Genomic DNA, 13,820 nt, shown 5'->3' with positions numbered 1-13,820 from the left:
ATGCGCCGCGAGACCGCGAATGGCGAACAATCGTTCGCCATTCGCGGTCTCGCTGTCGGTGATGATCTCGGCACTCCCCGCTGCCGCCGTAACGACCAGTGGCGATCTTCCGGGCCGTTGCACGCGATCCCGGTGCGACTGAACGGAAATCTTGGCCGGTCGGCCGACAGGAATCCTGCTCAGGTTGATCTTGAACGACAGTGATCGTGCTGGTTAACCCGGTTGGCGGTCACTCGTTTGGCTGCAATGGACAGACGTTGTGGGGATCTTGTGTCACTCGCTAGGCTCTCCGCCGGGAGAGGGACAGGGGTGGCTGATCCAGTGCGCTGAGTGCTGGGATTTCACTGGGCGTCAGGTACTTCCTGTCCGCGTTCTCCCGCATGACCCGATCAGGTGCGGCCGGAAGAGAGCAGCGATGACCGTGCGCGGTGGCGCAGCTCGACCCGTTGACCCTTCCCGTCGTCACCGCCCGTGGCCCTGAGCACCGCAATTCCCCCATTGGTACGGCACCACTCCACTTCCCCCGCCATCTGGAGTTCGTTGTGATTTCCCGTTCCCGCCCCCGTCTGCTGACGGTGCTCCTGACCTTGCTGACCCTCGCCGGGGTCACCGCGCTTTCGGGCTGCAGCGACAGCTCCGCCTCGGGCAGCGGCAGCAAGATCACCCTCGGGTTCAGCGCCTGGCCGGGCTGGTTCCCCTGGCAGGTGGCGCAGGAACAGGGCCTGTTCGCCAAGAACGGCGTCAACGTCGACCTCAAGTACTTCGACAACTACACCGACAGCATCAACGCCCTCGCCAGCGGCGCCATCGACGCCAACAGCCAGACCCTCAACGACACGCTGTCGTCGGTCTCCGGCGGCGCCAAGCTGTCGATCGTGCTGGTGAACGACAACTCCACCGGCAACGACAAGATCATCGCCCGCGACGGGATCACCAGCATCGCCGACCTCAAGGGCAAGAAGGTCGCCGTCGAGCAGGGCGCGGTCGACCACTACCTGCTGCTGCTCGCGCTGCAGTCGGCGAAACTGACCGAAAAGGACATCCAGCTCGTCAACCTCCCGACCGACGCCGCGGCGGCCGCGTTCGCCGGCAGCCAGGTCGACGCCGTCGCCGCGTTCGCGCCGTTCACCTCGAAGGCCCTGGAGCGCCCGGGCAGCCGCGCGATCTCGTCGTCGGCCGAGTTCCCCGGCGCCATCCCGGACCACCTCGTCACGTCGCAGAAGCTGGTCAAGGACCACCCCAAGGACGTGCAGGCGCTCGTCAACACCTGGTTCGAGACGCTGACCTGGATCAAGGACAACAAGGACGCGGCCGTGAAGATCATGGCCAAGCGCGGTGGCGTGTCCGACGTGGACTACAAGTCCTACGACGCCGGCACCACGATCTTCACCCGCCAGCAGAACCTCGACGCGTTCACCCCGGGCGTCACGCCGCAGCACCTCGACTTCCAGGCGAACAAGATCGTCGACTTCATCGTCGGCACCGGGCTCGCCCAGCAGCGGCCGTCGCTCGACGGGCTGTTCGACGACCAGTTCGTGAAGGCCGCGCCCCAGTGACCGGTCCGACCCAGCGCACCACCCCGGCGGTCCCGGCCGACGCACGGGCCGCCGAAGCACAGGAGGCCGAACAGCGGCTCGCCGAAGAGCACGAGGCCGGCCGGGGCCGCCCGGCCTGGGGACCGCTGCCGCGGCGGTCCGCGCCGAAGACCGCGTCGCCGCTGTTCTCCTTGCGTGCGCCCCTTTCCGCGGCGGCCCGCTGGAAGCTGGCGGTGCTGTCGTTCGCGATCCCGTTGCTCGCCTGGGTCGTGCTGAGCGTCAGCGGCGCCGTCGACTCGACGTTCCTGCCGTCCCCGGTCGCCGTGTTCCGGGCCGGGCTCGACATGGCGGGCACCGGCGAGCTCTTCGACGACCTCTGGGCGACGACCCAGCGGGTGCTCGAAGGGTTCGGCCTGGCCGTGCTGGTGTCGGTGCCGCTCGGCATCCTGATGGGCACCTTCACCGCCGGGCAGGCGTTCTTCGAGCCGCTGATCGGGCTGCTGCGCTACCTGCCGGCGAGCGCGTTCATCCCGCTGCTGATCATCTGGCTCGGCATCGGCGAGCCGTCGAAGATCGCGATCCTGTTCATCGGGACGGTCTTCTTCAACACGCTGATGACCGCCGACGTCGTGCGCAGCGTGCCGAGCTCGCTGCTCGACGTCTCCTACACGCTCGGCGCGCGCCGCGGCGAGGTGCTGCGCAAGATCGTCGTGCCGCACTCGCTGCCCGGCATGATCGACGCGATCCGGGTCAACGCCGCCGCGGCGTGGAACTTCGTGGTCGTCGCCGAGCTGATCAACTCCTCGGCCGGCCTCGGCTACCGGATCGTCCGCGCGCAGCGGTTCCTGCAGACGGACAAGATCTTCGCGGTGCTCGTGGTCATCGGGGTCGCCGGGCTCGGGATCGACGTCCTGCTGCGCCTGCTGCGCACGCGGGTCGGGAAGTGGGCGGCATGACGCTGGAACTGCGGAACGTCGCGAAGGACTACACCGTCCGCGGCAAGGTGACCCGCGCCCTCGACGGCGTCGACCTCGAAGTGCTGCGCGGCGAGTTCGTCTGCGTCGTCGGCGCGAGCGGCTCGGGCAAGTCGACGCTGCTGTCGCTGGTGGCCGGGCTCAGCCGGCCGACCGAAGGCGAGATCGTGCTCGACGGCGTCCCGGTGACCGGGCCGGGCCCGGACCGCGGGCTCGTCTTCCAGTCCGGCGCGCTCTACCCGTGGCGCAGCGTGGAGAAGAACGTCGCGTTCGGACTCGAGCTGCTTTCGCTCGACCCGGCCGAGCGCGCCCAGCGGGTGGACTGGTACCTCGCCGAAACCGGGCTCGACGGCGTGCGCAAGTCGCTGCCGAAGCAGCTTTCCGGCGGACAGAAGCAGCGCGTCGCGATCGCGCGGGCGCTGGCGTGCGAGCCGGAAGTTCTGCTGCTGGACGAACCCTTCGGCGCGCTGGACGTCCAGACCAAAGAGGACATGCAGGTGCTCATCCGCCAGGTGTGGGCCGACACCGGCACCACGGTGCTGATGGTCACCCACGACGTCGAGGAGGCGGTCTTCCTCGGCGGCCGGGTGGTGGTGCTCGCCTCCGACCCGGGCCGGATCGCCGCGGACGTCGAGGTGGCGCTGCCCGCCGAACGCGGCCTGGCGGTGAAGCGCGAACCGGATTTCCTCGCGCTGCACGCCCGGATCGAGGACCTGGTCCGCGAGCAGCACCGCGGCCACGTCAGCCGGGTGGCCGCGGTCGAGTGAGAACGCAAGACGGGAAGGTGGCGGGATGAGGCACGGCAGGTCGACCGCGAAACCGGCGGGCGGCGGGGGTTTTCTCGCCCGGCTCGGCATTCGCGGCAAGCTGAACCTGCTGCTGCTGCCCCCGCTGGTCGCGGTGGTGCTGGTGTCGGTGCCGTTCGTGCTGACGCAGGCGAACAGCGCCGGCGCGGCCGGTCAGTCGGCGACGGTGGCGCGGTACACGCAGCAGCTCGGCGGGCTGGTCTGGCAGCTGCAGCGCGAACGGCTGCAGACCGGCGCCTTCGTGGCGACGCCGTCGATGCCCGCCGACCAGATGCTCCAGCAGCGGAAGACGGTCGACGCGGCGGTCGAGCAGGTGCGGTCGTCGCTCGGGCCCGACGCGCCGGACGAGCTGTCCGCGGCGCTGACCCGGATCGGTTCGCTGGCCGAGCTGCGGCAGAACGCCGAACGCCGCGGCGTCGCGCTCGACAGCGTCGCCCGCACCTACCACGCGGTGATCGGCGCGGTGATCGACTCGCTGCGGCTGGTCCCGCAGCTCACCGACGACGCGGAGGGCACCAGGGAGCTGTCCGCGCTGGAAGCGCTGCTGCGCGCGAACGAAGAGAACTCGCTGCGCGGCATGGCGTTGATGGTGACCGCGGTGTCGCCCGAGGCCGGCCGGCCGATCCTGGACGACGCGACCCAGCAGGCGCCGATCTTCACCGACCGGTTCGTCCAGCAGGCCGACGACGAGACCGACAGCGAGCAGGCCGCCCTGGTCGTCAACGTCGAGGCGAGCGACGCCGGCCGCCGGATCGAGGACCTCGCCGCCCAGGTCGCCAACCCGCGCAACGCGGCGGGCACCACCCAGTACGTCGCCGACGTCCTCACCGCGTCGGAGAGCCAGGCGAGCCAGCGCAAACTGGTGCAGGAACGGGTGATCGGCGAGATCGCCGACTCGGCGAACGGCCGCGCCGCCGACGCGACCCGGCTGGCCTGGACGGTCGGCCTCGGCGCCGGCGGGCTGTTCCTGCTGGTCGCCTTCCTCGCCGTCGCGGTGTCCCGCTCGATCGCCGGGCCGCTGCGCCAGCTGACCACCGCGGCGACGTCGGTCGCCGACCTGGCCGGCACCGAGCTCGTCCGCGTGACCGACACCGAAGAGGCCGAGGAGCAGATCCCGCGGCTGGCGACCATCGACGTCGTCTCCGGCGACGAGCTGGGCAAGCTGGCCGCCGCGTTCAACCGGGTCCAGACCACCGCGGCCGAGCTGGTCGAACGGCAGGCGCTCACCCGGCGCAACACCAGCCTGATGTTCGCGAACGTCGCGAAGCGCACGCAGAACCTCGTCGGCCGCCAGCTGGCGCTGATCGACGAGGTCGAGCGCAACGAGCAGGACACCCGGCTGCTGGCCAGCCTCTACCGGCTCGACCACCTCTCCACCCGCCTGCGCCGGAACGCGGACAACCTGCTGGTGGTGTCCGGCACGCGCGACGAAACCCGGATCGCCGGCCCGATCGAGCTGTCGACGGCCCTGCGCTCCGCGCTCGCCGAAATCGAGGACTACCAGCGCGTCAAGCTCGGCGTCGTCGCGGAAATCCTGCTGTCGTCGGCGCTCGGTGCGGACCTGGTGCTCGTCTTCGCCGAGCTGCTGGAGAACGCGACGTCGTTCTCGCCGCCGGGTTCGATGGTCGAGGTCGACACGATGCTGCTGTCCGACGGGGCCTGCCTGGTGAGCATCGTCGACCACGGCATCGGCATGACCGCGGACAAACTGGCCGAGGAGAACCAGCGGCTCGTCGAGCGCGAACGCCTGGAGCTCGCGCCGACCAGCGTGCTCGGCCTGTTCGTGGTCGGCCGCCTGGCGCGGCGCCACGAACTGGGCGTCGAGCTGCTCGCGACGCCGACCACCGGCGGCGTGACCGCGCGGCTGACCATCCCACCGTCCCTGTTCAGCCACCGCAACGCACTGCGCCCCAAGGCCGAGCCGACGCCGGTGATCCCGGCGCAGGCCGCGCCGCCCGCCTCGTCGCCGGCGCCGCGGCACGCGGCACCGGCCAGTCTGTCCGATTTGGACAGTTTCCGCCCGCCCCGGCCCGAACCGGCCCGCGAGCGGCCCGCCGAGCTGCCGGCGCCGGCCATCCCGGCGCTGCTCGGGACCGGCAACGGCTTCCGCTGGTTCCGCGAACTGGACCCGGTGTGGCCGGACGCCGAACCCGACGCCGACGTCACACCGGCCGAAGAACCGGCACCGGAGACCGAAGTCCGCGGCGGCCTGCGCCGCCGGGTCCGCGGCGCCCAGCTGCCCAGCCCGGGCACTACGGCCCCGGTGGCCGACGACAAGCCGCGGCACGACCCCGAAGCCACCAAGGCCGCGATGGACGGCTTCGAGAGCGCCTTCGCGAAGGCCGCCGAGGTCGGCGCGATGGCGGCCGAACCGCCGCCCACCCTCGTGACGGCGCCCGTGTCCCCGCCTGTTCCGTCGCCGGACGACGGCGCGGGCCTGCCGGTGCGCGTGCCGGGCGACTCGGAGATGGCCGCCGCCCGCCCGCGGGCCACGTCCGTCGCCACCGCGCCGATCGCCGCGGCCCCGCCGCAGTCGAGGGACGGCCTGATCCGCCGCGTCCCCGGCGCCCAGCTCGCCCCCGGCCTGCGTCAGCAGCCCGCCGGGCGGCCGATCGCCCGAGCCGTCGCGAACCGCACCCGGCGGGACCCGGCGGCCGAGCGAGCGGCATTCGACGCGTTCGCCGCCGGCCTGGCCAAGGCGGACGTGGTGACGGCAGACAGCCCGCCCCAAGGCGTGGTCGCCGGTCGTGTGATGGAACGAGGAGAAGAGAGCAGGAAATGAGCATCCCCGCACCTGGTGTCAGTGTCGAAGCCCAGAACTTCAACTGGCTGGTGAGCCGCTTCGCGCAGCACACCGCGGGCGCGATAGCCGCCATCGCGGTCTCGGCCGACGGCCTGCTGATCGCCATGTCGACCGAGCTCGAGCGCTCCAACGCCGACCGCCTCGCCGCGATCTCCTCCGCCATGCTCGGCCTCGCCCACGGCGTCTCCGAGAGTCACCCGCTGGGTTCGCCGGACAAGGTGATCATCGAGCTGGAGCACGGCTACCTGCTCGTGTGCACGATCAGCATCGGCTGCTCGCTGGGCGTGCTGGCCAACAAGCAGGCCAGCCTGGGCACGATCGCCTACGAAATGGCGATGTTCGCCAACCGCGCCACCGAGGTGCTGACGCCCGGGCTGATCGAGGAGCTCAAGAACACCGTGGGGTCGTGATGCCCGAAGAACCGGACATCTCGCTGCTGCGGCCGTACCTGATGACCTCGGGGCGGGCCCAGCCGGTCGACCAGAGCCTCGAGATCGAGGCCCAGGTCATGACGTCCCGCCTCGGCGCGGCGTCGCACCCGAAGCTCACGTTCGAACGCCAGGAAATCGTTTCCCTCTGCCGGAACACGATGTCCGTCGCCGAAGTGGCCGCGATGCTCGGGCTGCACATCGGCGTGGCCCGCGTGCTGGTGGCCGACCTCGCCGAACTGGGCTACGTCGTCGTCCGCCGCCCAGGCAACCACAACTCGCACGACCTCGGCATGATCGAAAGGGTCATTCGTGGACTCGAAGCCATTCACTGAACCGGGTGCCCGCCCGCCGGCCCCGGTCAAGATCGTCATCGCGGGCGGCTTCGGCGTCGGCAAGACGACGGCGGTGTCGTCCATCTCGGAGATCAAGCCGCTGACGACCGAGGCGGCGATCACGTCGGTGGCGGCGTCGGTCGACAGCACGGGCCACGTCCCGGCCAAGACCACGACCACGGTGGCCCTGGACTTCGGCTGCATCACGATCGACGAAGAGGTCAAGCTGTACCTGTTCGGCACGCCGGGCCAGGACCGCTTCGGCTTCATGTGGCAGGACCTGGTCCACGGCGCACTGGGCGCACTGGTGATCGTGGACACCCGCCGCATGGACGACTGCTACCCGGCGGTCGACTACTTCGAGAACGCGGGCCTCCCGTTCGTGGTGGCGGTGAACATGTTCGACGGATCACTGGGCCACAACCTGGAGGACGTCCGCTGGGCCCTCGCGGTGAGCGACGACGTCCCCCTGATCACGTTCGACGCGCGGAAGAAGCTTTCGGTGCGGGACGCGCTGCTGGCGGTGCTGCACAACACCTTCAAACGCGCCCGGGCCCAGGCGGGCGCGGGGGCCTGAGCGGACTTCGCTACACTGATCCACGGACCCCGCGCGGCGTCCACCCTGTGAACCTCCCCAGGGCCGGAAGGCAGCAAGGATAAGCAGGCTCTGACGGGTGCGCGGGGTCCCCTTCTTTTCGGCTCCGGCTTCGGGGCTTCGCCCCTTTGCCGGGCCTTCTCTCCGTCGTTTCACCCGGGGGCCGAGCCCCCGGACCCCCACGGTGCCTCTCTTGCGGCCTGGGAGCTCTGCCGCGGCTTCGGCGCTGGTCGGTGGGGGGAGGGGGGAGTCAGAACAGGCCCAGGACGTCTTCCGGGGGCTTCGGGGGCGGGGGTGCGTCGCCGTCCGTGATCAGGGCCGCTTTTCCCGCCAGTTTTCGCAGCTCCTCGCCGTACACGCACCTTGCCGGGAATGCCGCCGAGGCCGTTCGCTGCGCTACCTCCGCCGTCGGGAGCTCGGCCGCCGAGGCTGCCAGGACCAGGTTGCCGAAGCGGCGGCCGCGCAGGACTCCCGGGTCCGCCAGGAGCATGACCTGCGGGAACACCGCCAGCAGCGTCGCCAGGAAGCGGCGGGCGAACGGGAGGCCCGAGCCGTCCGTGATGTTCGCCAGGTAGAGGCCCGGCGGGCGGAGGATTTCCGCGATCGCCCTCGTCGCCTCCAGCGTCGCCAGGCCGCCGGCCAGGGTGGCGCGCTCGAACGCGTCGACCACCACCAGGTCCGCCGAACCGGGACGGCGGGTCGCCAGGCCCTCGCGGCCGTCCGTCACCCGGACGCGCAGGCCGGGGATCCGCAGGCCCAGCTGCGCGCGGACCAGCTCCACCAGCTCGCCGTCGGCGTCGAACACCAGCTGGCGCGAGCCCGGCCGCGACGCCGCGACGTACCGGGGCAGCGTGCACGCCGCGCCGCCGATGTGGAGCGCTTCCAGCGGGCCCGGCGGCAGGCGGTCCAGCACGTCGGCGAACCGGCGGACGTAGTCGAACTCCAGGTGGGCCGGGTCGTCGAGGTCGACGTACGACTGCGCGACCCCGTCCACCGAAACCAGCCAGGCGTTGCCGCGGCCGGCGTCCCGGACCAGCTCCGCCGTGCCGAACCGCACCGGGTACCGGCCGGGCTGGGGATCGGCTTTGCGCGTGCGGCTCACGAAATCCGAGGTTATCGGAAACATTCCGACTGCTCCGGCGATAAGGGAACGGAACGATCATCGATCGAGGGGGTTTTACCTTGCGTGCAAACGCAGTAATCGTTGCGGCGGCACTCGCCGCCGGCGTCTTCGCGACGCCCGCGGCCGCCGATGTGCTGCCCGATCGGGCGCAGGCCGTGTCGCTGCTGGAGACCGGCGGTCCCGGCGTGGCGCGGGCCGCCGAAGAGGCGTTGCTCGGCTCGCCCGCGGACCTGGCGGCCTTCCTGGCCACCGGCCGCCAGCGGGCGCAGGACGACGACGAGCGGGTCCTCGTCGCCCAGGCCCTGTCCGCCGGCGGCCCCGTCACCAAGCGCACCGCCCAGGAAGCGCTCAACGGTACCCAGGCCGACATCCGCGAGTACCTGGCCCACGGCCTGCCGCAGGCCCGGATCGCCGACGACCGGATCGCCGTCGGGCAGGCCATGAGCACCGGCGGCCCGACCGTCAACGCCCGGGCCCAGAAGGCGCTCGACGGCACTCCCGCCGACGTGCGCGCCTTCCTGGAGACCGGCCTGCAGAAGGCGAAGGACGTCGACGACCGCCTCACGGTCAACCAGGCCATGGCCGCCGGCGGCCCGGAGGTCAAGGCCGCCGCGCAGACGGCGCTCGACGGCACCCCGGCGGACGTCCGGTACTTCCTGTCCCTCTGGCGGCAGGTCGCGGCGAACTACGACGCCGAAGTCACCGCGGTGCAGGGCCAGCTCGACGGGGCCAAGGCGGCCGCGGCCGCCCACCGGCCCCTGGTCGTGAAGCTCGCCGCGGAGAAGGCGGCGAAGATCGCCGCGGACGCGCGTCAGGCGAACACCGACCGGCTCGCCGCCCAGCAGGCGAAGAACCAGCAGGACGGCCGGGCGGCCGCGGCCGCGGAGGCGGCCGCGCAGCAGCAGGCCCAGGAGGCCGCGGCCCGCGCCGCGCAGGCCAAGGCGGACAACGACAAGCTGCTCACCGACGCCGCCGACCCGGCGCTGACCGTGCCGAACGGCCGCAAGGCGTCCGTCTACCTGCTGCGCAACGGTGGTGCCGCGGTCAAGAACGCCGCCCGCGCCGCGCTGAGCGGTTCGGACGACGATGTCGTCACGTTCGTGCGCACCGGCCTCGCCGTCGCGCAGGAGTCCGACGACCGCGCCGCCGTCTCGGCGATCGCGGCGGACCCGAACGCCCGCCCGGGCCTGCGCCAGGCGGCTCGTGACGCGCTCGCCGGCCCGTACGCCGGTGTCGCCGCGCTGCTGCGCACCGGTGACTACCCGGGCCGTGACACCGACGACCGCGTCGAGGTCAACCAGATCATGGCGGCCGGCGGCCCGGCGACGAAGTCGTGGGCGCAGAAGGCGCTCGACGGGACCGTCGCGGACATCCGCGAGTTCCTGGCCCACGGCCGCTACACCGCACACCTGATCGACCTGGACGTCTACGCCACCCGGACGCTGGGGGAGGGCCCCGAGGTCGTCGCGGTCGCGCAGGGCGTCCTCGACGGCCCGGACTCGGGCCTGCAGCAGTACCTGGACGTCGAGCTGCCCAAGGCGCGGGCGCGTGACGCGTTCACGGCGGAGCACGTCACCAAGGTGAACGCTCTGGTCGCCGAAGCGGCGGCCCTGGTCTCCTGACCGCACGGCGAAGGTTGTCGGACCCTGGCGGTAGTCTCGCGGCGTGGCTCTCGCGCTGTACCGCAAGTACCGTCCGGCAACCTTCGCCGAGGTCGTCGGGCAGGAGCATGTGACCGAACCCCTCCGCACGGCGTTGTCCGCCGGGCGGATCAACCACGCCTACCTCTTCTCGGGCCCGCGCGGCTGCGGCAAGACCTCCAGCGCACGCATCATGGCGCGCTCGCTGAACTGCGTGAAGGGGCCGACGCCGGACCCGTGCGGCGAGTGCAACTCGTGCAAGGCGCTCGCGCCGGAGGGCTCGGGCAGCGTCGACGTCACGGAACTCGACGCGGCGAGCCACGGTGGTGTCGACGACGCCCGCGAGCTGCGCGACAAGGCGTTCTACGCCCCGGCCGAGTCGCGCTACCGCGTGTTCATCATCGACGAGGCGCACATGGTCACCACGCAGGGCTTCAACGCCCTGCTGAAGATCGTGGAAGAGCCGCCCGAGCACGTCATCTTCATCTTCGCGACGACCGAGCCGGACAAGGTGCTGACCACCATCCGCTCGCGCACGCACCACTACCCGTTCCGGCTGATCCCGCCGAGCTCGATGCGCAACCTGCTGGAGCGCAACATCGCGGCCGAGGGCGTCGAGGTCGAGCCGGCAGTGTACCCGCTGGTCATCCGCGCGGGCGGCGGCTCGGCGCGTGACACGCAGTCGGTGCTCGACCAGCTGCTCGCGGGCGCGGGGCCGGAAGGCGTCTCGTATTCGCGGGCGGTCGCGCTGCTGGGCGTCACCGACGTCGCTTTGATCGACGACATGGTCGACGCGCTCTCGACCGAGGACGCGGCGACGGTGTTCGGCACGGTGGAGAAGCTCACCGAGGCCGGCCACGACCCGCGCCGGTTCGCGACCGACCTGCTCGACCGGCTGCGCGACCTGGTGCTGCTGCGCGCGGTGCCGGAGTCCGCGGGCGGGCTGGTGTCCGCGCCGGAGGAGGAGCTGTCGCGGATGGTCTCGCAGGCCGAGCGGATCGGCCTGGCCACGCTGTCGCGCTACGCCGACATCGTCCACAATGGACTTCTGGAGATGCGGGGGGCGACGTCGCCCCGGCTCGTGCTCGAGCTGCTGTGCGCGCGGATGCTGCTGCCGTCGGTGACGGAGGCGGAGAAGGCGCTGCTGGCCCGGATCGAGCGGCTGGAGCGTCGCGCGACGCTGGCCGGCGGAGGCGGCGCGCCCGCGGAGGGTGGCGTCGAGCCCCCGGTGCGCGGGGCGCCGGAACGCGAGTTTTCGAGGCCGTCGCAGCGCGCGGGATCGGCGGGTCCGGCCCCGGTGCCCGAGCCGGTCAAGCCGCCCGGCCGCCCGGCAGCCGCCGAGCCGCCGGTGCCGCCGCAGCCGGTCACCCCGCCTGCCGAGTCTCCGGCCCCGGTGGCCGTGACCCCCGCTCAGTCCGATGGCTGGGGTACTCCGCGCACGCCCGGAGGCGGCACGGCTGTTCCGGTTGGCCCGGATCACGGCGCACCGGCCGCCGCTCAGCCGGCGAGCACCTCCGGTGGCGGTGCGCCCGCCCCCGTGGCCGCTTCTGCCGCGCCGGAAGCCCCGGCCGAGCCGCCCGCCGCGCCGGGCGGGATGGATGCCGCCGCGATCCGGAACGTGTGGCCGCAGCTGATGACCGCCCTGCGCAAGTTCACCGGCGGCCGCAGCCTCGAGGCGATGCTCACCCAGGCGACGGTGGCGACCGTCGAGGGCAACGCCCTGACCCTGACCCACAAGTCCGAGCCGCTGGCCCGCCGGCTGTCCGACCAGGACAACGCCCGCAAGATCGCCGGCGCCCTGACCGACGTCCTGGGCGGCGACTGGCAGGTCCGCTGCGTCCACGGCAACGCCCCGGCCGCACCGGCCGCCCGTCAGCAGCAGTCGGCACCGGCGCCGGAGCGGTCGTTCACGCGCCAGTCGGCCTCCGCGGCTCCCGTCGCCGCGCCGGCGGCCCGCCCCGCGACCCCGCCGCCCCCGGCCCGCCCCAAGGTCACGACGGCCGAGCCGGACATCCCGCTCCCCCCGGAACCCGCCGACGAGGACGACGACGACCTCTACAACGAGGACGCCAGCCCGGCCCCGCCGCCACCCCCGCCCCCGCCGGACCAGGACCCGGACGAGGTGGCCCGCAAACTCCTCTCCGAGCACCTCGGCGCCCGCCCCCTCGACTGACCCCACCCGGTCGCCTCGCGTACCCAGGCAGTCGGCTCACCGAGTCGACGCTCCGGGTACGTGAGCTGGCTGCTTGAGCGGGCGGCGGGCGGTGCCAGGGGGCCGTGGCTAGGGGGCCAGGTAGGCCTCGATCGCCGCCGCGATGGCCGTGGCGTACTGCTGGCGGCCGTCCGCGCTCGTCATGCGGGCCGCTTCGGTCGCGTTGCGCATGTTGCCGCACTCCACCAGGGTCGCCGGGCGCGTCGAAAGGTTGAGTCCCGCCAGGTCCGCGCGGGCCGACAGGCCGTTCGAGCCGATGTAGTTCGCCGTCGTGAAGCCGCTGGTGCGCAGCGTGTCCCGCAGCGTCTGCGCCAGCCGGGTCGAGGGTGCGCCCTGCGCGGCGTTCAGGGCCGGTGACGAGTAGGCGACGTGGAAGCCGGTCGCCCCGGCCGCTTCCGAGCCGTCGGCGTGGATGGAGACGACCGCGTCGGCCGCCGCGTCGTTGCCGATCGCCGCGCGGCGATCGACGCACGGGCCGACGCCGGTGTCGTTCTGTCGCGTGTAGACAACGCGAATTCCCTTGTCCGCCAACGCTTTCCCGACCCGCTGGGCGACGTCGAACGTGAACGCGTGCTCCGGGTAGCCTGCGTTGGTCGCGGTGCCGGTGGTGTTGCACGGCTTGGTCTGCCCGCGCCCGGCGGGCACCTGCCGGTTGATCTCCGCCGGGTGGGCGGCGTTGCCGCCGTTGTGCCCGGGATCCAGCACGACGACCTTCCCGGCCGCGGGAGCCGCCGGAGCCGACGACGAAGCCGCAGCCGACGACGAAGGCGACGAAGGCGAAGACGGCAGCGAAGCCGAAGGCGTCACGGAGGTCGCCGTAGGCGTGACGCCGGTGCCGGGGACCGCCGCCGGAGCGTCGTCGGAGCAGCCGGTGAGCAGCAGGGCACCGGCCAGCAGCAGGGGGACAATCGCGCGTCGCACGGCGACCACGGTGCCACAACTCGGCCACTCGCGTGGCGCGACTACCCTGGTGGGGACACAGGCGTGCAGAGAGGACCGAGTGCGATCATGGCCCAACCCGGCGGCGGCTTCGACCTTTCCCAGCTGATGCAGCAGGCGCAGCAGATGCAGCAGAAGCTCGTCGAGGCCCAGGAAGAACTGGCCAACACCGAGGTCACCGGCACGGCGGGCGGCGGACTGGTCACCGCGACCGTGTCCGGTGACAGCCAGCTGAAGAGCCTGCAGATCGACCCGAAGGTGGTCGACCCGGACGACGTCGAGACGCTGTCCGACCTGATCGTCGCGGCGGTGCGCGACGCGTCGGCGAGCGCGCAGAAGCTCACCGAGCAGAAGCTCGGCCCGCTGGCCGGCGGGCTCGGCGGCGGTGGCGGCATGCCGGACCTCGGCAGCCTCGGCTTCGGCGGCTGAC

The 13,820-nt window shown here is 72.3% G+C and carries 13 protein-coding genes and 1 other RNA gene; 12 read left to right on the top strand and 2 right to left on the bottom strand.

Features of this window, described 5'->3' with window-relative positions; all coding sequences use genetic code 11:
- The 9 genes from AB0M93_RS38500 (at window position 1) to ffs (ending at window position 7,574) form a co-directional block, all read left to right on the top strand.
- A complete protein-coding gene (locus AB0M93_RS38500) occupies window positions 1-204 on the top strand; it encodes a hypothetical protein (protein WP_364283679.1) in 204 nt (67 codons plus the stop codon).
- 338 nt (window positions 205-542) lie between these two features.
- Entirely contained in the window at window positions 543-1,556 is a 1,014-nt protein-coding gene (locus AB0M93_RS38495) for an ABC transporter substrate-binding protein (protein WP_364283676.1), read from the top strand.
- The gene (locus tag AB0M93_RS38490) at window positions 1,553-2,491 is read left to right on the top strand and encodes an ABC transporter permease (protein ID WP_364283673.1); all 939 of its coding nucleotides are present in this window, start codon (window positions 1,553-1,555) and stop codon (window positions 2,489-2,491) included. The genes AB0M93_RS38495 and AB0M93_RS38490 overlap by 4 nt, the downstream gene beginning before the upstream one ends.
- On the top strand, window positions 2,488-3,276 hold the full coding sequence (locus AB0M93_RS38485; protein WP_364283670.1) for an ABC transporter ATP-binding protein: 789 nt from the start codon (window positions 2,488-2,490) through the stop codon (window positions 3,274-3,276). The genes AB0M93_RS38490 and AB0M93_RS38485 overlap by 4 nt, the downstream gene beginning before the upstream one ends.
- 25 nt (window positions 3,277-3,301) lie before the next feature.
- Window positions 3,302-6,097: a nitrate- and nitrite sensing domain-containing protein gene (locus AB0M93_RS38480; RefSeq protein WP_364283667.1), complete on the top strand. Its 2,796-nt coding sequence runs from the start codon at window positions 3,302-3,304 to the stop codon at window positions 6,095-6,097.
- Window positions 6,094-6,528 (top strand): roadblock/LC7 domain-containing protein, encoded by a 435-nt coding sequence (locus AB0M93_RS38475; RefSeq protein ID WP_003061341.1) that lies wholly within the window; start codon window positions 6,094-6,096, stop codon window positions 6,526-6,528. Before AB0M93_RS38480 ends, AB0M93_RS38475 begins: the two co-directional genes overlap by 4 nt.
- Window positions 6,528-6,881, top strand: coding sequence for a DUF742 domain-containing protein (locus AB0M93_RS38470; protein ID WP_285987110.1), 354 nt, complete (start codon window positions 6,528-6,530; stop codon window positions 6,879-6,881). The genes AB0M93_RS38475 and AB0M93_RS38470 overlap by 1 nt, the downstream gene beginning before the upstream one ends.
- On the top strand, window positions 6,859-7,458 hold the full coding sequence (locus tag AB0M93_RS38465) for an ATP/GTP-binding protein (RefSeq protein ID WP_364283665.1): 600 nt from the start codon (window positions 6,859-6,861) through the stop codon (window positions 7,456-7,458). The genes AB0M93_RS38470 and AB0M93_RS38465 overlap by 23 nt, the downstream gene beginning before the upstream one ends.
- A gap of 21 nt (window positions 7,459-7,479) precedes the next feature.
- Window positions 7,480-7,574: signal recognition particle sRNA small type (gene ffs, locus AB0M93_RS38460), an RNA gene on the top strand.
- 152 nt (window positions 7,575-7,726) lie between these two features.
- On the opposite strand, the gene AB0M93_RS38455 is transcribed toward ffs, so the two are convergent.
- The gene (locus tag AB0M93_RS38455) at window positions 7,727-8,602 is read right to left on the bottom strand and encodes a fused MFS/spermidine synthase (protein WP_364283662.1); all 876 of its coding nucleotides are present in this window, start codon (window positions 8,600-8,602) and stop codon (window positions 7,727-7,729) included.
- 56 nt (window positions 8,603-8,658) lie between these two features.
- On the opposite strand from AB0M93_RS38455, the gene AB0M93_RS38450 reads away from it, so the two are divergent.
- Window positions 8,659-10,221, top strand: coding sequence for an ALF repeat-containing protein (locus AB0M93_RS38450; RefSeq protein WP_364283659.1), 1,563 nt, complete (start codon window positions 8,659-8,661; stop codon window positions 10,219-10,221).
- A 43-nt stretch (window positions 10,222-10,264) separates the two neighbouring features.
- The gene (locus AB0M93_RS38445; protein WP_364283657.1) at window positions 10,265-12,412 is read left to right on the top strand and encodes a DNA polymerase III subunit gamma and tau; all 2,148 of its coding nucleotides are present in this window, start codon (window positions 10,265-10,267) and stop codon (window positions 12,410-12,412) included.
- A gap of 108 nt (window positions 12,413-12,520) precedes the next feature.
- Here AB0M93_RS38445 and AB0M93_RS38440 read toward each other — a convergent pair whose 3' ends face one another.
- Window positions 12,521-13,381 (bottom strand): N-acetylmuramoyl-L-alanine amidase, encoded by an 861-nt coding sequence (locus AB0M93_RS38440; RefSeq protein ID WP_364283654.1) that lies wholly within the window; start codon window positions 13,379-13,381, stop codon window positions 12,521-12,523.
- 78 nt (window positions 13,382-13,459) lie between these two features.
- On the opposite strand from AB0M93_RS38440, the gene AB0M93_RS38435 reads away from it, so the two are divergent.
- Window positions 13,460-13,819 carry a YbaB/EbfC family nucleoid-associated protein gene (locus AB0M93_RS38435; RefSeq protein WP_013230627.1) on the top strand — a complete coding sequence of 120 codons (360 nt, stop codon included), beginning with the start codon at window positions 13,460-13,462 and terminating at the stop codon, window positions 13,817-13,819.
- Window position 13,820 lies beyond the last annotated feature (1 nt).

Origin of the sequence: Amycolatopsis sp. NPDC051102 (assembly GCF_040682815.1) — a bacterium.
GTDB lineage: Bacteria > Actinomycetota > Actinomycetes > Mycobacteriales > Pseudonocardiaceae > Amycolatopsis.
The sequence above is the reverse complement of the archived record's forward strand: the minus strand, read 5'-3'. Positions and strand labels throughout refer to the sequence as shown.

Coding starts and splice junctions, on each gene's coding strand:
- AB0M93_RS38470 (WP_285987110.1), top strand. CDS start 6,528: ATGCCCGAAGAACCGGACATCTCGCTGCTGCGGCCGTACCTGATGACC.
- AB0M93_RS38435 (WP_013230627.1), top strand. CDS start 13,460: ATGGCCCAACCCGGCGGCGGCTTCGACCTTTCCCAGCTGATGCAGCAG.
- AB0M93_RS38475 (WP_003061341.1), top strand. CDS start 6,094: ATGAGCATCCCCGCACCTGGTGTCAGTGTCGAAGCCCAGAACTTCAAC.
- AB0M93_RS38455 (WP_364283662.1), bottom strand. CDS start 8,602: ATGTTTCCGATAACCTCGGATTTCGTGAGCCGCACGCGCAAAGCCGAT.
- AB0M93_RS38480 (WP_364283667.1), top strand. CDS start 3,302: ATGAGGCACGGCAGGTCGACCGCGAAACCGGCGGGCGGCGGGGGTTTT.
- AB0M93_RS38500 (WP_364283679.1), top strand. CDS start 1: ATGCGCCGCGAGACCGCGAATGGCGAACAATCGTTCGCCATTCGCGGT.
- AB0M93_RS38485 (WP_364283670.1), top strand. CDS start 2,488: ATGACGCTGGAACTGCGGAACGTCGCGAAGGACTACACCGTCCGCGGC.